Here is a 17,706-nt window from a genome sequence, read left to right as displayed (position 1 = left end):
CAAAGAGTAGAAAAGACACTCTCATGTGAGCTATATCGTAATACTTCAAAAAATGAAAAAACAAGTACTTTTTATCTTTTTTATGCTCTTATCATCAGGTTTCATTTTTGCACAGGAAGTGGAATTTGAAGAGTATGCTCTCGATAACGGTCTTCATGTCATCTTGCATCAAGACAACTCGGCCCCAGTGGTCACAACCTCGGTTATGTACCATGTAGGTGCGAAAGACGAAGATCCCGAAAAAACAGGCTTTGCCCACTTTTTTGAACATTTGTTGTTCGAGGGCACCAAAAACATCGAACGCGGCGAATGGTTCAAGATCGTCTCTTCGAACGGAGGCAACAATAATGCCAATACCACGCAAGACAGAACCTATTATTATGAGGTATTTCCATCGAACAACCTTGAATTAGGGCTTTGGCTAGAGTCAGAAAGATTGATGCATCCGATCATCAATCAAATCGGGGTCGATACCCAGAAAGAAGTGGTCCAAGAAGAGCGTAGGTCGCGTTATGATAATGCCCCCTATGGTAGATGGCGCGAACAAATGTTCATACATCTTTTCAAAAAGCACCCCTATCGTTGGCAGACCATAGGCTCTCTTGAACATCTGGCCAGTGCCTCTTTGGATGATTTCAAAAAATTCAACCAAATCTATTATGTGCCCAATAATGCCGTACTGGTGGTGGCAGGCGACATTGACATTGCCGAGACCAAGAAAATGGTCGAAGATTATTTCGGACCTATTCCCAAGGGTGGGGACATCGAAAGAAAAACGTTTGTAGAAGATTCCATAACAGAGACCGTACAGGCCAAATATCACGACCCAAACATTCAGATTCCGGCCATTTTGATGGGTTATCGCACACCTGCGCAGACCGAACGTGATGCCTATGTACTCGATATGATCTCTACGTATTTAAGCAGTGGCAAAAGCTCAAAGCTCTACAAAAAATTGGTCGATGAGAAGAAAATGGCTCTTCAGGTCTTTGCCTTCAATGGTTCGCAAGAAGATTACGGATCGTATATCGTAGGCGCCCTTCCCGTAGGAGAAACGAGTCTTGAGACCTTGAAAACCGAAATCGATGTGGAAATAGAAAAAGTGAAGGCTGAACTAATTTCTGAAAGGGATTATCAAAAGCTCCAGAACAAGTTCGAGAACAATTTTGTGAACGCCAACAGTAGTATTTCAGGTATTGCAAATTCATTGGCGAGGTATTACATGCTTTATGATGACACCGACCTCATCAATACCGAAATCGATATATACCGTTCGATTACGCGAGAAGAAATCAAAGAGGTCGCCAACAAATACCTGAACAAGAACCAACGTGTTGAATTGGAGTATCTACCTGAACAAAAAGAAGCCAATTAAGATGAAAAATATAGTTTTATTCGCAATATCATTGCTGGTTGTTAGCGTTTCACAGGCCCAAATTGATAGAACCCAACAACCCAAACCCGGCCCCGCGCCCGAAATCAATCTTCAAGAACCCAATACTTTTGATTTAGATAATGGCCTTAAGGTCATGGTCGTTGAAAACCATAAACTACCAAGGGTTTCGATACAGTTGACCATAGACAATTCGCCGATTCTTGAAGGGGAAAAGGCAGGGGTATCGTCGTTGACAGGAAGTCTTTTAGGCAACGGTTCAAAAAACATCTCCAAAGATGACTTCAATGAGGAGGTTGATTTTTTGGGGGCATTCATCAGTTTTGGCTCGCAAAGTGCTTTTGCCAGTTCGTTGTCAAAGTACTTTCCTCGGATATTGGAATTGACGGCCGACGCCGCCATCAATCCAAATTTCACACAAGAAGAATTCAATAAAGAAAAGGACAAACTTATCACTGGCCTTAAAACCCAAGAAAAAGATGTCTCGGCAGTTGCCGGAAGGGTTGAAAGCGCCCTGGCCTACGGCAAGAACCACCCCAAAGGTGAGTTCATTACCGAAGAGACGGTCAACAATGTGACCTTGGCCGATGTACAACAGTTTTACCGTAACTATTTCGTGCCCGCCAATGCTTATCTGGTCATTATAGGAGATGTGAAATTTGATGAGGTAAAAGATTTGGTCACCGAGCATTTCACACCGTGGACCAAAGCCGTACCGCCCTCAATAGCCTATTCTGAACCTAAACAGGCGCAATACACACAGATCAACTTTGTCGACATGCCCAATGCGGTACAGTCTGAGATTTCTGTACAGAACCTTGTCGATCTAAAAATGAAAGATGACGACTACTTACACGCTTTGTTGGCCAACAGAATTTTGGGCGGTGGTGCCCAAGCCAGACTTTTTCTCAATTTGAGGGAAGATAAAGGTTATACATACGGATCTTATTCAGGAATCGGCAACGATAAATACGGCCCAACAACTTTCAGGGCATCGGCCAGTGTTAGAAACATGGTCACTGACAGTTCTGTGGTAGAAATCTTGAAAGAAGTAGACAGAATAATCAAAAGCCCTGTCAGCGAGCAAGAATTGGCTGATGCCAAGGCCAAATACACTGGTAATTTTGTCATGGCGCTTGAAAAACCACAAACCATTGCCAATTATGCCCTTAACATAGAAATTGAAGATCTGCCAAAAGATTTCTATAAAACTTACCTCGAGAGGTTGAACGCGGTCACCATTGACCAAGTACAAAAAGCGGCACAGAAACATTTTTCCTCGAGCAATTCAAGGGTGGTGGTAACCGGTAAAGGCAGTGAGGTCATTGAAAATCTTGAGAAAGTCGAATTCAATGGCAAGAAGCTCCCCGTGCTATATTACGACAAGTATGCCGAAAAGGCAGAAAAACCTGACTATGGTGCTGGAATACCAGAGGGCATGGCTGCTGAAGATGTCATCAAAAAGTATTTTGAAGCTATCGGAGGGGTTGATCGGGTAAATGGCATCGAATCCCTAAAGCTTGTTTACGAAGGTGAGGTTATGGGAAGCAAAATCAAGGTGGAAGAAAAGCGTACAGCAGACAAGTTTGCCCAGACCACCTATATGAACGAATCGCCCATGATGGGGGTTGTTGCCAAAGGTGATGAGCTTTATATGAAACAAGGGCCAAACAAAATGCCGTTGCCAGATGACATGAAAAAAGACATGTTGAGCGTGATGGGTGTTTTTCCTGAACAAGCATTCTTGGCCAGTGGTTCGGCCAAATTGGCCGGAATAGAAAAAATCGATGGAAAAGATGCCTATAAAATCGACGTTTCGGGCAATATCATCAATGCTTCTTTCTTTTATGATGTGGAAACCGGGCTAAAAGTCAAAGAAGCCTCTGTGATAAGCATGAACGGACAGACCCAGAACCAATCATCGTCTTTAAAGGAATATCAAGAAGTCGATGGTATCAAATTCCCGAGTGTGAAAACCCAGAGCATGGGGCCGCAGGAAATTGAAGTAAAGCTTCTTGAAGCTGTAATCAACAAAGGTATTTCAGAGGCCGATTTTGAATAAATCTTGATTAAAAAATGGATTGGGCATTCCTTTTTCGGAATGCCTTTTTTATTTTTGATGTTATGAGAAAAATAGCAGTTCTATTCACATTGGTGGTTCTATCCACAACATCCTGTAAAGAGAAAAAAGAGGCCTCTGAAGATATGGCCCAAATGAAAAAGGTCATGGCCATTCACGATGAAGTGATGCCCAAGATGGGAAAGCTGGGCAAATTGGTCGCAGAACTCAAGACCAAGATCGATACCACAGAAACGGGCCAACAATATGAATTGGCCATGAAAGACCTTCAAGGGGCACACCAATCAATGATGGACTGGATGCGAAATTTTGGTGACCGGTTTGATTCTGATGAGATACTGAACGGAAAGGAATTGACCCCGCAAAAACAACAGTGGCTTGATGAAGAAGAAGAAAAGGTCAAGGCATTGCGCGAACAGATCAACTCAAGTATTGAAAAAGCCGAGAAGCTATTGAATAAATAGTCCCCTTCTTGTATAATTGACCATTAAACTCAAAAATTTCCTATTAGTCGATAATTGGGACTTTTTTGGGGCAGCTGTGTTATCTTGCAATAAAATCATTTTATAAACCATTAAAAATGAAAAAGATAATCACCTTATTTCTATTGGTTATGCCCTTAATCTACGTTCAGGCTCAAGAAAAAGAACTTTCCCAAATGCAGAGGGTAATGAAAATGCATGATAAATTGACGGGGAAAACGGCTCGTCTAATTGACCAACTCGAATCGAGGGCCCAAAATGCAACTTCTACCGCAACATACACTACCGCGATTAACGATTTGAAATCGGCAAACAAGGCAATGACGGATTGGATGGAAAGTTTCAGCAATCGGTTTGATACTGACGAAATGCACCAAGAGAAGTCGCTTACACAACAAAAACAAGATTGGTTAAATGAAGAAGAGGCCAAACTTCTTGCCATGAAAGAACAAATCGATTCGAGCATTAAAAGAGCGAAGGATCTTTTGGTAGATTAGCTTTTAATGGAACATGTTCTTTCTAGAAAATCTATATAGACCTATCGGGGTTCTTTACTTGATAGGTCTTTTATTTTTCCACTGTAAAGTTTCCAAAATTCTTCGAATATCTTTTTGAAGATAAATAGCTGCGGGATAGATGGAATCATAGTTGGGTTTTGCATAAAAGTACAATGACCCCGTGACAAAATGATCTAAGCTATCGGTGGCATAGAACTGCGACTGCGAGGCGGCATTGCCCGTTACCTCATAAAACATGCCATATACACGGTCTTCTCCATTAACAAAAGGCTGATCAATAATATTGTCGGCCTTTACCGCATGCTCGAATGAAAGTTTCTGGGCGTCACGCAGCAAGGTCGTTAAATCATTGTCTACTTTTTTATACGTAATGAAGACAGATGCCTTCATCATAGGATAATTCAGTGCCATTGAACAATTCTCATCCTTTTTTGGTTCGGCAATAGTGTTGACCTGAAAAGTGTACTCGCAGCCGTCATGCAAATCACGATATTCCTGGTCTGGAAATTGCAGCCGCAACATGGCCTTGGGTTTGGGCAAGACATCTTCGCCTCCACAGCCAAGGCAGCATAGCGCTCCAAAAAAGAAAACAACGGTTCTATACTTCATGGGGCAATGTTACCTTTATCTGTTTTAACCGTTTTTTGTCGAGGCTCTCGACCACAAATTGATAGTCCTCAAACTGTACCTTCTCACCACGCTTGGGGAAGCTCCCTGCAATTTCCAACACAAAACCGGCAATTGTTTCTGATTCTCCCTTATTTTCCTCAAAAATGGTTTCATCTTCAATCTTGACCACCCTATAGAAATCTTTCAAGGTGGTCTTTCCCTCAAAAACATAGTTGCGCTCATCGAGTTTTGAAAAGATCAAGTCCTCATCATCAAACTCATCACTGATATCACCGACTATTTCCTCGATAATATCTTCGAGGGTGACAATGCCTGAAGTACCGCCATATTCATCGACCACAATGGCCAAATGCTTTTTCTGTTCTTGAAACTCCAACAACAGATCGTCAAGTTTCTTGTTCTCTGGCACAAAATAGGGTTCACGAATAAGGGTTATCCAATTGAACGATTTACGGTCGATGTAAGGCAAAAGATCCTTTACATAGAGAACGCCCAAAACATTGTCCATATTCTCTGAAAACACCGGAATTCTTGAATAACCGTTCTTTTTTATCTCTTCCAGCACTTCAGAAAATTTCATCTCCTCGTTCAGGGCGAAGATATCGATACGAGGACGCATTACCTGTTTGGTATCGGTATTTCCGAAAGAAACTATGCCCTCTAAAATCTTCTGTTCTTCTTTGGTGGTATCGCCCTCTGAAGTAAGTTCCAGGGCCTGTGAGAGATGATCAACCCCAAAATTGGATTTTTGCCTGCCCAGCTTCTCTTGTAGATAAATGGTCGCCGAGCGCATAGGCATACTCAATGGATAGAACAATCTATCAAACATGTTTAAGGGCAACGCCATAAAATGGGAAAACCGCATGCGGTTTCTGTTCGCATATATTTTTGGTAAGATCTCGCCAAACATCAAGATCAAAAAAGTGGCCAAGATTACCTCTAAAACAAACCTTACCGAAATAAAGCCGAACAAAGTCTGGTCAATACTGGCAAACAGCGTGTCGCCGATAACGCTGAACAACAATACAATGCCAATATTGATGGCATTATTGGCAATCAGTATAGTGGCCAACAATTTTTTTGGTTTCTCAAGTAGTTTAATGATGAGCCGTCCCCTGGAAGTGTCTTTTTCTTCAATTTCATTGAGGTTGGTCTGCGAAAGTCCGAACAGGGCCACCTCAGCACCAGAAATAAGGGCAGAACAGGCCAAAAGCAGTACAAGCACCACTACATTGACCACAAAGGTGACAGTAAAAGAAAACAACGGTAAGAATAAACAATAGGGCTCTGGGTCCAAAAGTCAAAAATAAAAATCTTGTCTAAAAGGGCAGATCGTCTTCAGGTTCCTGCTCATTGGCAGCAATCGGTTGTGTTGGCTCGGTTTGGGCCGGTTTGGCTGCTGTTTGGGTTTGTTGAACAGACGAGGCATTTTCCATACTTTCCTTTTTGGTCGACAAAAAGGTAAAATCATGTACATGTACCTCTGTAGTGTATCTGGTATTGCCATCTTCGCCTTGCCATTGTCTATTTTTGAGTCTTCCCTCGACATAGACCTTATCACCCTTACTTAGGTATTTTTCACAAATCTCTGCGGCTTTGTTTCTGACCACGATATTGTGCCAGTCGGTATTGGTCACTTTTTCACCGGTTTGCCTGTTGGTATAGGTTTCATTGGTGGCCAAAGGAAATCTGGCAACGCAACCCCCGCCCTCAAAGTAGTGTATCTTAACCTCATCGCCCAAATGCCCGATCAGCATTACTTTGTTCAATGTTCCGCTCATAGTTCTATATTATGGTCAAAAGTACTAAAATTTAAACGTTTTGATGAAGTCGGCCAACAAAACGGGAACGGGAAAATCGATAATGTTCTTCCATGATATTCCATCGTTCAGTGTATGTGAAAGTTTTAACTTCCAAAACCTGGTGTATAGGTGTTGGTGAGACAATTTGTGCACGATCGGCTCTTCGTTAATTGGATCCAATGATTTTATCTCCTTGAACTTTTTTTGGGATATGACCTTCGCCAAAAGCAGTTCTTTGTCAAGTTCGCCTTCTGATTCAATTAGTGGAAATTGATAAAGGTTCTGCCATATTCCTTTGCCCTTTCGTTGTTCTAAAAGTGTGTTTCCGGCTTTGTCAAAAAGAACCAAATAGTTAAAATAGCGATTCTTTATCTTTTGTTTTTTGAGTTTGATGGGCAATTCATCGATTCTTTTGTCAGCAAGTGCGACACAGCTGTCACTTAGTGGGCATGAACCACAACGAGGATTTCTAGGCGAACACTGAATGGCACCAAACTCCATGATACCCTGGTTGTAATCTCGAATATTATCGATGCTCATCACCTCTCTGGCAAGTGCCTTGAAATATCTTGCCCCCTTTGGGGCATTAATAGCAACATCAACGCCGAAATAACGTGCCAAAACCCTATAGACATTGCCATCGACCACCGGCTGGGGTTCATTAAAACAAATTGAGGCTATGGCACTGGCCGTGTAGTCGCCAACGCCCTTCAGCTTCAACAAGTCTTTATGGGTATCTGGGAAGCTTCCTCCCCGTTCATCGACAATTATCTTGGCGGTTGCATGCATGTTCCTTGCCCTAGAATAATAACCTAGCCCTTGCCAAAGCTTCAAGACCCTCTCTTCACTGGCAGCGGCCAAGTCATGTACCGTCGGAAATGCTCTTATGAACTTTTCGTAATAGGGCAAACCCTGTGCCACACGAGTCTGTTGCAACATCACTTCGGAAAGCCAGATATTGTAGGGGTCATTGGTTTTCCGCCATGGCAATTCACGCTTGTTTTCATGGTACCAGGCCAATATTTTCGCAGAAAAATCCATCCTCAAAAATACTAATCTGCAAAAGTAGCAGTTTATATACTTAAAATTTAAGGGCTTACCCCATAGATTGATATTAATTCATATATTTGCAAGCCTAAAAAATCGAAAAATTTATTTATCAAAATGACGAAAGCGGATATTGTATCTAGGATCTCAGAGAAGCTGGGAATGGAAAAAGGTGATGTACAAGCGACTGTTGAATCTTTTATGGAGGAGGTAAAATCATCCTTGGAGAATGGTGATAATGTTTATCTGAGAGGTTTCGGAAGCTTTATCATCAAGACGAGAGCTGAAAAGACCGGAAGAAACATCTCTAAAAATACCACGATAAAGATTCCCGCGCACAATATTCCTGCATTCAAGCCTGCCAAGGTATTTGTAGAGGGAGTAAAAAGCAACGTACAGGTGAAATAAAAGTTACTAACCTAAAAGGAGAACCCTATGCCTAGTGGTAAGAAAAGAAAAAGACATAAGGTGGCGACCCATAAAAGAAAAAAGAGAAGGAGAGCCAACCGACATAAGAAAAAGTAGTTGCAAGACTACTTTTTCATTTTAAACCCATACGTTCTTTGACATAAGAGATTCACAACAAGGATTTCAACCGGTCTAAAACCGGTTTCAGAATAATGTTTAATCACTTGTACTGCACAAAATAATTGCAGTATGGGTAAAAATCGATTCAGGTGAATACAGAATTAATCGTAAGATCTAGTCCTGATGCAGTCGATTTTGCCTTGTTAAAAGATGGAAAGCTCATTGAATTGCACAAAGATGAAGACGACAACAATTTCTCTGTCGGAGATATCTTTTTGGCCAAAATCAGAAAACCCGTCACGGGGCTCAACGCCGCTTTTGTAGATGTCGGGTATGAAAAAGATGCGTTCTTGCATTACCATGATCTTGGCCCCCAACTATCTTCACTGTTGAAATTCATCAAACAAGTTCGTACGGGGAAACTTAGAGATTATTCCCTAAAAAACTTTCCATTTGAAAAAGACATTGATAAAAATGGCGGTATCAATGATGTGATAAAAGCCAACCAATCTATTTTGGTACAAATCGTAAAAGAGCCCATCTCGACCAAAGGCCCCAGAATCAGCTCTGAACTGTCTTTGGCAGGCCGTTATTTGGTCATGGTGCCTTTTTCAGATAGGGTATCGGTCTCGCAGAAAATAGCGAGCAAACAAGAAAAAGATAGATTGATACGTTTGGTAAAAAGTATCAAGCCAAAAGGGTTTGGCGTCATCATAAGAACCGTTGCAGAAGGCAAAAAAGTTGCAGAACTAGATAAAGACCTACAGAATCTGCTGACCAAATGGTCGGCACTCTGCAAGAAGATCTACAAGGCACCGCATCCATCAAAGGTATTGGTCGAACTCAATAGGGCATCCTCTATTTTAAGGGATGTTTTTAATGACAGTTTTACCGGTATCCATGTAGATGATGAAGAGCTTTATGATCAAATCAAGGATTATTTGCATGAAATCGCCCCCCCAAAAGTTTCCATTGTAAAGCATTATAGTGGTTCGGCCCCCATTTATGAACGATTCGGGATCGAACGGCAGATCAAGACCTCTTTTGGCCAAACGGTCTCAATGAGCAAAGGGGCCTATTTGGTCATCGAACACACTGAGGCCTTACATGTTATCGATGTCAACAGCGGCAATCGATCGAACAAGGCAAAGAACCAAGAAGATACTGCTTTAGAGGTAAACTTACTGGCGGCCAGTGAAATTGCAAGACAATTGCGGCTTCGCGATATGGGCGGTATTATCGTTATCGACTTCATTGATATGACCAAGGGCGAGCATAGAAGAAAACTCTATGACCACCTAAGGGAAGTAATGAAAGATGACCGTGCAAAACACAAAATCCTTCCTCCCAGCAAATTCGGGCTGGTGCAGATTACCCGGCAAAGGGTAAGACCTGAAATGAACATCAAAACAAGTGAGGAAAAACCCAGTGTCAATGGCAAAGAGGTTGAAGCCCCCATTGTTTTGATCGACAAAATCAACACCGATCTAGAGAGGATTCTGAATGGACCGCACAAGAACAAGGGGCTTGTACTGAACCTGCACCCTTTCATTGCGGCCTTTTTGACAAAAGGTTTTCCCTCGATACGCTCGAAATGGTTTTTAGAGCACAAAAAATGGGTCAAGATACAGCCCAGGGATGCCTATACATACCTTGAATATCGTTTTAAGGACAAAGATGGCAAGACCATAAGATAAAAAAGCGGCGTCGCATTGAGCGACGCCGCTTTTTTTGTTTCATACATTTCAGCACAATATGGTATTTTTGGGAAAACGACCTGTTCAACTTCGACTATGAAAACTATCTACCATTGTCTTTTTGCTGCCCTTCTTTTTGGCTGCTCAACAGAAACCCAACAGACACTTTCAGAAGTTCTTAAAGATTCCCCATCCATTACAGGGAAGGAAGAATATCTCGAATCACCCTACGTGACCGCCGGTGACCGCGTTTATATGGTCGGCCACCAAGATGGTAGCTTCCCCACCCTAGGGTGGCACATAAAGGGAGAGATGGGCGGTATCTGGAACCACCCTATCAAGTTGATGGACGGTTTCGATGCCAAACTTACCATCGACAACGATACGCTGACCTTGAACAAAGCATCAGGGTTCACCAACTATCCTTTTGCAAACAAGCACATCTTTGACTTCCCAGATAGGGGGATAGTTGTTGAGCGTTGGCAGTTCGTGCCCGATGGCAAGCAGGCGGTATTCGTCCAGTTCGTCATTAAAAATAGCAGTGGAAAAAGCCAAGATGCAGTCTTTGAGTTCATTGGGCATACTGATTTAAGGCCCACATGGTTGGGCGAACGCACCCAAATGTTCGATGGCCCTGATTCAGGTGAATTTGAGAAAAACAAATGGATAGTGAAAGATGGGTCAAATACATGGTTCACTGTTTTTGGGGCTGACTTATTGCCCGATTCGAACCAATCCATCCCTAGAAGAGCAGATGAAAATAGTCAATCAAACGCATTGGCCTATTCGATTTCCCTTCAACCCAATTCTGATAAGATCATGAACTTTACCATAGCGGGATCTTATACTTCACGTGTAGATGCCTTGCACAACTATGCTACCGTGCAAAAAAATTTCCATGAACTGGCAGAAGAGAAAAAAAAGCGTTACCAAGACTTGTCAAGTCAATCTAAATTGACCATTCCCAATGAAGACTTACAACAGACGTTCGAATGGCTAAAATACAATTGTGATTGGTTGGTCAGAAGCGTTCCCGAAATCGGAACGGGCATCGGGGCTGGTATTCCCGATTACCCATGGTGGTTTGGTGTTGACAGCGAATATGCGCTCAGGGGGTATATGACCGTGGGTCAGACCAAACCTGTTTACAGCACCATCAAACTACTTGACAGTGTATCAATGGCCCTAAACGGAAATGGAAAAATAATTCATGAAATGTCGACCAACGGTACCGTTTTCAACGAAGGTAACATTAATGAAACGCCACAGTTCGCCTCACTTATTTGGGAAATATATAAATGGAACGGCGACAAACAATTTCTTGAAAAATATTTTCCGACCGTCGAAAAGGGTTTAGACTGGTTATTGGCCGAAAATGATACCAACAAAAACTTGTTTCCCGATGGTTTCGGTATGATGGAGATACATGGTCTTGATAGCGAGATGATCGATGTGGCCGCCTACACGCAAAGGGCCTTTGATGATGCCTCAAAAATGGCAGCAGAATTGGGAAAGGAAGATTTGGCATTGGGTTACGCTGATACAGCTCAGCGACTAAAAGAAAAAATCAATAACGAGTTTTGGTCAGAAGAGTTCAATTCTTATGCTGATTTCTTGGGCACTGACAAGCAGGCCATCCATTTGATCGAAGATGCCGTGATCAGGGCCGATACCTTGAACAAACCTTGGGCCATCGAAGAGCTTGAAGCGACCAAAAAACAGATTCAACAAAACCCTTCTGACGAGTTGAAGCCTTTTGTACTGCACCACAACTGGGTGGTCAACACTCCTATGGAAATGGGCATCGCCGACTCTACAAAAGCCATAACCGCCTTGAACACGGCAAGAAAGTTCACAAATCCGTTTGGCGTTTTCGTGACGGGCATTGACAGGGATGAATCTGCGGGCAAAGATGATGGTTCATTTGAGGGTAGTAAGGTGTTCTCTTATACCGGGGCGGTAATGACCCTGCCCACAGGTGTGCAGGCCGTGGCCGAAAACAACTATGGCCGCCCAGATGAGGCATTAGGTTATCTTAAACGAATGACACGAAGTTTCAGCTATGCCCTCCCGGGAAGCATGTACGAAGTCTCACCCGATTACGGTATGATGGTTCAAGCATGGAATATCTACGCCTTTGCCATACCCATCGTGCAACAGTTTTTTGGGATACGGCCCATGGCCCACAAAAAAGTAGTGGTCATCAGCCCAAAAATGCCCTCATCATGGAACAATGCTTCGCTTGAAAATATAAGTGTTGCCGACAATGAAATTTCCATTTTCTATAAAGATGATTCGGAAGGATTGCGACTCGAGGTATCACAGACAAATCCTGATTGGACCATACGACTTGAGCTCCCCGATGGCTCTTACTCTTTGGAAATTGGAGAGGCCGAAACCGTTCAAGAACAGGGGCATTCTGTTTTTCTCACCTCAAATGAAAAATTGGTCGTGGTTTCAGAGAAACCGTAATGCTTTCTTCCATTAGGACAAAAAGACACATATCGGTACCAGAGGCACAAAGAAAAATGGAACGCTTTTGTGCCTATCAAGAACGTTGTCACCAAGAGGTGGTTCAGAAACTCAGGGAGATACATATGATTCCCGAGGCCATTGACCATATCATGGCCCATCTTATCAAAGAAAATTACCTCAATGAAGAACGTTTTGCCAAAAGTTTTGCACGAGGTAAGTTCACTATTAAAAAATGGGGCAAAAAACGTATTGTTTCTGAATTACAAGAGCGCCGAATTTCAAGGTTCAATATCAAAAGTGCCTTGAAAGAAATAGATGAAGCTGACTATTTGAATACGTTGGATGAGCTGTCAAAAAAACGTCTTTCCCAGATTGATGAAACACATCCGCAGAAACGCAAAAGAAAATTGGCCGATTATTTGCTTTATAGAGGTTGGGAAAGTGATTTGGTCTATGCCAAAATAAAGGAGCTCATCTAAGAAATACCCAACGCCCGATGGGTCTTGATCAACGCTTGATCATTCTTCCAATCAATCCACGCTTGGCCCTTAAACCTGCGCATCATATTGTCAAAATGCCGCATGAAGAAAATATTGTAAAGTGCCCTGCCCAGATTTTTTGGCTTTCGGGCAATCGCCCTTAGACTCATTGAAAAACCCGGCGTCACATATCGCATGTAATGCCAATAACCCTCTGGTATATAAAGTACTTGGCCATGCTCTAAATGTGCTATATGACCTCGGGCATTTTGCAGTGCGGGCCATTTTTCCAAATTGGGGTCATGAAAATCGATATCTTCCCTGACAATCAACGAATGGGGAATTTTATAAAGATATTTTGTCTCAGACTGGGGAAAGAGGATACATTCTTTTTTTCCCTCAAAATGAAAGTGGAAGATGTTTGCCAAATCGATGTCGTAGTGCATGAACGTGTAGCTGTCTCTCCCCCCAAAGAACAACATGGGAAGCCCTTTCATCAAACGGAGCCCAAAATCAGGATATGAAAAATCTTTTTGTAGCTCGGGCACTTCTTTCAATACGTTCCAAAGAAAAATACGGTATTTGGTGGGCTCACTTCTTAACAGGTCGATGTAATCGCCCATTTTCATTTTGGCATGAGGCTCATTGAAGCCTTCATCATGTTTGACGGGGCGGTTATCGTACAATGGCACCGTTTTGTCACCCGCCACCTTTTTCATGTACCCTAGATTCCATTTCGAATACGCGGGCCAATCTTCAATGAAGTTCTCGATGACCACAGGTTTCTGAGGCCTAAAATACTTCCTCAAGAATGCTTCTTTGGTAAGTGTTTTTTCTCGGGGAATCTGTTGAAGGTCAAGTTCCAAAACGTATGCTTTTTGAAACGGCTAAGTTAGAAAAAGGTTTTGAAAATGTTAGCTAAACTTATTGGTTGCGAACCAGCTTGGCTTTTTCTTTTGCTACCTCGTTCCGTTCTATTTTATGATCGGGACGCGACCATTTCGGTTTCTCGCCAAGAGATTCGAACTGCGAATCAATTGCTTCGACCGTTTCTCGTTGTGGCACTTTATCAAATGCTTTCTGAGGGTGAATCCCCAATACTTCAAACATGGCCATATCTTCATTGACATCAGGATTTGGGGTCGTCAACAGCTTATCTCCCGCAAAAATTGAGTTGGCCCCTGCAAAGAAGCACAGCGCCTGCCCCTCTCTGCTCATCTGGGTTCGGCCTGCTGATAACCGTACCTGTGTCTTGGGCATCACGATTCGGGTTGTGGCCACCATACGTATCATTTCCCAAATTTCAATAGGCTTCTGTTCTTCCATCGGAGTGCCCTCTACCGCGACCAAAGCATTTATGGGCACTGATTCGGGTTGTGGATTTAGGGTAGAAAGCGATACCAACATTCCGGCCCTATCCTCAACTGCTTCGCCCATACCAATGATGCCTCCACTACAAACGGTGACATTGGTCTTGCGTACGTTTTCAATGGTCTGTAGACGGTCTTCATAACCACGGGTCGAGATGACCTCTTTGTAATATTCTTCAGAAGTATCAAGATTGTGGTTATAGGCGTACAACCCTGCTTCGGAAAGACGTTTGGCCTGATTTTCGGTAACCATGCCCAAGGTACAGCAGACCTCCATATCCAACTTATTGATCGTGCGAACCATTTCAAGTACTTGGTCAAATTCGGGGCCATCTTTTACATTTCGCCATGCCGCACCCATACATACCCGCGAACTGCCCGAAGCCTTGGCACGAAGTGCCTGGGCCTTTACCTGTTGTACCGACATCAAGTCATTGCCCTCGATATCTGTGTGGTAACGGGCCGCTTGTGGGCAATATCCACAGTCTTCAGAACACCCTCCGGTTTTAATCGATAACAAGGTAGAGACCTGAACCGTATTCGGGTCATGGTATTTTCGATGAACCGTGGCCGCTTCATAGAGCAGCTCCATTAAAGGTTTGTTGTAAATAGCTAGAATTTCTTCTTTGGTCCAATTATGTTTTATATCGCTCATACTTCAAATGTAATTCTTATCTACCAAATTGCAATTATAGGGCTATTCATTGCGAACATTATATGACATTTGTCGCCTTTAACAAAATACTGACCGCATTGCCCCCGAATCCGACGGCATTGACCATTGCATATTTTATTTTTTCAGGATGCTTTTGCTCAAAAAATGGGGTCGGAACAAATTTTTGGTGCTGCATCATCAACAATGCCATTTCAAGACTCAACATACCGGAAGCACCAAAAGTATGCCCAACTTTCCATTTGTTGGAAACGATCGCAGGAATGTTTTCACCAAATATCTTTTCAACCGCTTTGAACTCGGCCTCATCGCCCTTGACGGTGCCAGGGGCATGCATGATGACCACGTCGACTACTTCTGGGGCCAATTCTCCCAAAGCCATTTTCATGGAATCTTGAAAACAATGTGCTTCGGTCGAAAGGGAGACATTATGTTGTAAAGGTTCGGTCGCATAGCCTATACCCACTATAGCGGCCAAAGCTTTATCTGAAGCGCTTTTTTCAAGACAGGCCATTGCCGCTGCCTCGCCCAAGACCATGGTATTTTGTCTTTTATCAAAATCAAGGGCCCTGCATGGGTATTCATTATCAGCCATGGCATAGATCTTCAGCGCCTGCATTTGGGCAATAGTGAAAGGCGTCAGTGATGCCTCACTGCCGCCCACCAAAAATTTATCGGCCAGTCCGCTTTGAAGCCAAGCCACGGCATTCAAGACAGCATGCAACGAGGTAGAACAGGTTATGGAATGCGAGATTTCTGGGCCGTGGGATTTCAAATCATGGGCAACCCATGACGAAATGTTTCCCAAAGTGGTGGTAGGAGATGTCAACGTGGCCGTTTTTCCATCATTGAGAAATTCTTTGTGATATTGTTCAAAAAGGGCGGTCGCTCCACGTGATGAGCCAATGTTTATGCCAAATCGCGATCCTTTGCCCCAACCTGCATTTTCGATTGCCTTTCTAGAAGTATATATGGCGAACAGCACGGAATCATCCAAGCTTTTGTATTTCTCATTTTGATGACGAAGAATTTTTATCTCTTCTCTTATCTCAGGGAGCAGTTCAGAGACCCAAACCGCTTGTTCGCCGATGTCGGCCTTTGAAAGAAAATGCTTTTTGTTTTGGTACGATTTCCATAGTTCCGCCGACGAACTTCCCAAAGAAGAAATCGACGACAGCGCAGTGATATAGATGGGGACTTTCAACATGGTCAGAATTAAAAAAGGGCAATGGCCGAACGGATGGAAGCATACACTTTTTCCATCTGTTCCCTTGTGATGACATAAGGGGGCAGAACATAAATGGTATTGCCCAAAGGCCTTAAAAACACACCTTCATTCATAAAATGGTTGAATAACTTGTCACGCAGATTGCCATAGCGCTGCATGTCAACAGTTAGATCAAGGGCAAAAATAACCCCCAAACGCCTCACGTTTTTCACTTTTGGGTGCTCTTTTATTTCCTCTGCAAAAACACCGTGCCATTTCATGATATTGGTGATGTTTCGTTGAATTTTTTCCGATCGCAGTAATTCAATGCCAGCCAAAGCCACGGTACAAGCCAACGGATTTGCCGAATAGGTGTGCCCATGAAAAAAACCTTTTGCAATATCATCATCAAGAAAAGCATCATATACCTCTTGTGTACAGGTGGTAAGCCCCATGGGCACCAAACCAGCTGTCAGCGCTTTTGAAAGACAAATAATATCTGGTTTGGTCTCGATTTGGTCAGAAGCAAAATAAGTTCCCGTTTTACCAAAGCCCGTCATCACCTCATCAGCAATGAGCAATACCCCATATTTTTTCAACAACGCCAGAATTTGGTCCAATCCATGGGCATCGTGCATCTTCATGGCAGCCGCGCCCTGCACCAAAGGTTCATATACAAAAGCGGCCGTGTTGTCTTCACCTAAAAGATTCTCAAGTTCTTGCAGTATTTTCTCGATGTTCTTCCCTTCGGGTACGGGAATGCGTTTAACCTCAAGGAAAAAGTCCTCGAACGGACCGTTATAGACCGAAAGTCCCGAGACCGACATGGCTCCAAAGGTATCTCCGTGAAACCCCTCCTCAAAAGCAAGTAACACGTTCTTTTTGTGCCCTTTATTGAAATGATATTGCAAAGCCATTTTAACGGCTACCTCGACCGAGGTCGAACCATTATCAGAGAAAAACAGTTTTTGTTGGTTATCGGGCAATATGTTGATTAGGGCTTCAGACAGTTCAATGGCTGGCAGGTGGGTAAATCCGCTGAAGACCACTTGATCCAATTGCTGCATCTGCCTCCCCACCATGCTTAGAATATATTCATTGCAATGCCCGTACATTGTTGTGTACCATGAGGCAATACCATCGATATATTCTTTTCCGCTCTCATCGTACAACAACGCGCCCTTTGCTTTGACAATACCCAACATCTCTGGGTGAAGCTTATGTTGCGTCAAAGGGTGCCATAGGTGATTTTGATCGCGTTCGGTCAAACTTTTTGTAGTAGTGTGCACAGACAAAGCCTTTGATTTATCTATCTTGCAAAGATG

At 43.0% G+C, this 17,706-nt stretch carries 16 protein-coding genes; 8 read left to right on the top strand and 8 right to left on the bottom strand.

Annotation, left to right across the window (positions count from 1 at the left end; genetic code table 11):
• Positions 1–52 precede the first annotated feature (52 nt).
• The 4 genes from L0P89_RS09140 (at position 53) to L0P89_RS09125 (ending at position 4,452) form a co-directional block, all read left to right on the top strand.
• Positions 53–1,375, top strand: a complete 1,323-nt coding sequence (locus L0P89_RS09140; protein ID WP_235264794.1) for a pitrilysin family protein — start codon at positions 53–55, stop codon at positions 1,373–1,375.
• A 1-nt stretch (position 1,376) separates the two neighbouring features.
• Positions 1,377–3,455 carry a pitrilysin family protein gene (locus L0P89_RS09135; protein WP_235264793.1) on the top strand — a complete coding sequence of 693 codons (2,079 nt, stop codon included), beginning with the start codon at positions 1,377–1,379 and terminating at the stop codon, positions 3,453–3,455.
• Positions 3,456–3,517: 62 nt separating this feature from the next.
• The gene (locus L0P89_RS09130; RefSeq protein WP_235264792.1) at positions 3,518–3,937 is read left to right on the top strand and encodes a hypothetical protein; all 420 of its coding nucleotides are present in this window, start codon (positions 3,518–3,520) and stop codon (positions 3,935–3,937) included.
• A 116-nt stretch (positions 3,938–4,053) separates the two neighbouring features.
• Positions 4,054–4,452 (top strand): hypothetical protein, encoded by a 399-nt coding sequence (locus L0P89_RS09125; RefSeq protein ID WP_235264791.1) that lies wholly within the window; start codon positions 4,054–4,056, stop codon positions 4,450–4,452.
• A 54-nt stretch (positions 4,453–4,506) separates the two neighbouring features.
• Here the strand turns inward: L0P89_RS09125 and gldD are convergent, their stop codons facing one another.
• From gldD to mutY, 4 genes are read right to left on the bottom strand one after another with little or no spacing between them, the layout of a single operon-like run.
• Positions 4,507–5,082, bottom strand: a complete 576-nt coding sequence (gldD, locus tag L0P89_RS09120) for a gliding motility lipoprotein GldD (RefSeq protein WP_235264790.1) — start codon at positions 5,080–5,082, stop codon at positions 4,507–4,509.
• Complete coding sequence (locus L0P89_RS09115) at positions 5,072–6,400, bottom strand: gliding motility-associated protein GldE (RefSeq protein ID WP_409557545.1); 1,329 nt, start codon at positions 6,398–6,400, stop codon at positions 5,072–5,074. Before L0P89_RS09115 ends, gldD begins: the two co-directional genes overlap by 11 nt.
• Before the next feature lie 22 nt (positions 6,401–6,422).
• A complete protein-coding gene (locus L0P89_RS09110; protein ID WP_235264788.1) occupies positions 6,423–6,884 on the bottom strand; it encodes a single-stranded DNA-binding protein in 462 nt (153 codons plus the stop codon).
• 24 nt (positions 6,885–6,908) lie between these two features.
• A complete protein-coding gene (gene mutY, locus L0P89_RS09105; RefSeq protein WP_235264787.1) occupies positions 6,909–7,946 on the bottom strand; it encodes an A/G-specific adenine glycosylase in 1,038 nt (345 codons plus the stop codon).
• Between the two features lie 123 nt (positions 7,947–8,069).
• On the opposite strand from mutY, the gene L0P89_RS09100 reads away from it, so the two are divergent.
• The 4 genes from L0P89_RS09100 (at position 8,070) to L0P89_RS09085 (ending at position 13,131) form a co-directional block, all read left to right on the top strand.
• A complete protein-coding gene (locus L0P89_RS09100) occupies positions 8,070–8,360 on the top strand; it encodes an HU family DNA-binding protein (RefSeq protein ID WP_045801496.1) in 291 nt (96 codons plus the stop codon).
• Positions 8,361–8,629: 269 nt separating this feature from the next.
• Positions 8,630–10,177 (top strand): ribonuclease E/G, encoded by a 1,548-nt coding sequence (locus L0P89_RS09095; RefSeq protein ID WP_235264786.1) that lies wholly within the window; start codon positions 8,630–8,632, stop codon positions 10,175–10,177.
• A gap of 96 nt (positions 10,178–10,273) precedes the next feature.
• Positions 10,274–12,649 carry a glycogen debranching protein gene (locus L0P89_RS09090; protein ID WP_235264785.1) on the top strand — a complete coding sequence of 792 codons (2,376 nt, stop codon included), beginning with the start codon at positions 10,274–10,276 and terminating at the stop codon, positions 12,647–12,649.
• Between the two features lie 56 nt (positions 12,650–12,705).
• Positions 12,706–13,131, top strand: a complete 426-nt coding sequence (locus L0P89_RS09085; RefSeq protein WP_235264784.1) for a regulatory protein RecX — start codon at positions 12,706–12,708, stop codon at positions 13,129–13,131.
• Here the strand turns inward: L0P89_RS09085 and L0P89_RS09080 are convergent.
• The 4 genes from L0P89_RS09080 to bioA are packed head-to-tail and all read right to left on the bottom strand — an operon-like array spanning position 13,128 to position 17,670.
• On the bottom strand, positions 13,128–13,997 hold the full coding sequence (locus L0P89_RS09080) for a cupin-like domain-containing protein (RefSeq protein WP_235264783.1): 870 nt from the start codon (positions 13,995–13,997) through the stop codon (positions 13,128–13,130). The two genes, L0P89_RS09085 and L0P89_RS09080, sit on opposite strands and share 4 nt — an antisense overlap.
• 58 nt (positions 13,998–14,055) lie before the next feature.
• Positions 14,056–15,156, bottom strand: coding sequence for a biotin synthase BioB (gene bioB, locus L0P89_RS09075; RefSeq protein WP_235264782.1), 1,101 nt, complete (start codon positions 15,154–15,156; stop codon positions 14,056–14,058).
• 58 nt (positions 15,157–15,214) lie between these two features.
• Positions 15,215–16,381 carry a beta-ketoacyl synthase N-terminal-like domain-containing protein gene (locus L0P89_RS09070; protein WP_409557544.1) on the bottom strand — a complete coding sequence of 389 codons (1,167 nt, stop codon included), beginning with the start codon at positions 16,379–16,381 and terminating at the stop codon, positions 15,215–15,217.
• Between the two features lie 8 nt (positions 16,382–16,389).
• Complete coding sequence (gene bioA, locus L0P89_RS09065) at positions 16,390–17,670, bottom strand: adenosylmethionine--8-amino-7-oxononanoate transaminase (RefSeq protein ID WP_235264781.1); 1,281 nt, start codon at positions 17,668–17,670, stop codon at positions 16,390–16,392.
• Between the last annotated feature and the right edge of the window lie 36 nt (positions 17,671–17,706).

It is taken from the genome of Muricauda sp. SCSIO 65647, from assembly GCF_021534965.1.
Lineage (GTDB): Bacteria > Bacteroidota > Bacteroidia > Flavobacteriales > Flavobacteriaceae > Flagellimonas_A.
Note: the sequence above shows the minus strand (reverse complement) of the source record. Positions and strands in the feature narration are given on the sequence as shown.

Excerpts from the sequence above, each read along its gene's own strand:
- L0P89_RS09130 (WP_235264792.1), top strand. The coding sequence starts at position 3,518 with ATGAGAAAAATAGCAGTTCTATTCACATTGGTGGTTCTATCCACAACA.
- L0P89_RS09090 (WP_235264785.1), top strand. The coding sequence starts at position 10,274 with ATGAAAACTATCTACCATTGTCTTTTTGCTGCCCTTCTTTTTGGCTGC.
- gldD (WP_235264790.1), bottom strand. The coding sequence starts at position 5,082 with ATGAAGTATAGAACCGTTGTTTTCTTTTTTGGAGCGCTATGCTGCCTT.
- L0P89_RS09135 (WP_235264793.1), top strand. The coding sequence starts at position 1,377 with ATGAAAAATATAGTTTTATTCGCAATATCATTGCTGGTTGTTAGCGTT.
- L0P89_RS09100 (WP_045801496.1), top strand. The coding sequence starts at position 8,070 with ATGACGAAAGCGGATATTGTATCTAGGATCTCAGAGAAGCTGGGAATG.
- L0P89_RS09070 (WP_409557544.1), bottom strand. The coding sequence starts at position 16,381 with ATGTTGAAAGTCCCCATCTATATCACTGCGCTGTCGTCGATTTCTTCT.
- L0P89_RS09125 (WP_235264791.1), top strand. The coding sequence starts at position 4,054 with ATGAAAAAGATAATCACCTTATTTCTATTGGTTATGCCCTTAATCTAC.
- L0P89_RS09110 (WP_235264788.1), bottom strand. The coding sequence starts at position 6,884 with ATGAGCGGAACATTGAACAAAGTAATGCTGATCGGGCATTTGGGCGAT.
- mutY (WP_235264787.1), bottom strand. The coding sequence starts at position 7,946 with ATGGATTTTTCTGCGAAAATATTGGCCTGGTACCATGAAAACAAGCGT.
- L0P89_RS09085 (WP_235264784.1), top strand. The coding sequence starts at position 12,706 with ATGGAACGCTTTTGTGCCTATCAAGAACGTTGTCACCAAGAGGTGGTT.
- L0P89_RS09140 (WP_235264794.1), top strand. The coding sequence starts at position 53 with ATGAAAAAACAAGTACTTTTTATCTTTTTTATGCTCTTATCATCAGGT.
- bioB (WP_235264782.1), bottom strand. The coding sequence starts at position 15,156 with ATGAGCGATATAAAACATAATTGGACCAAAGAAGAAATTCTAGCTATT.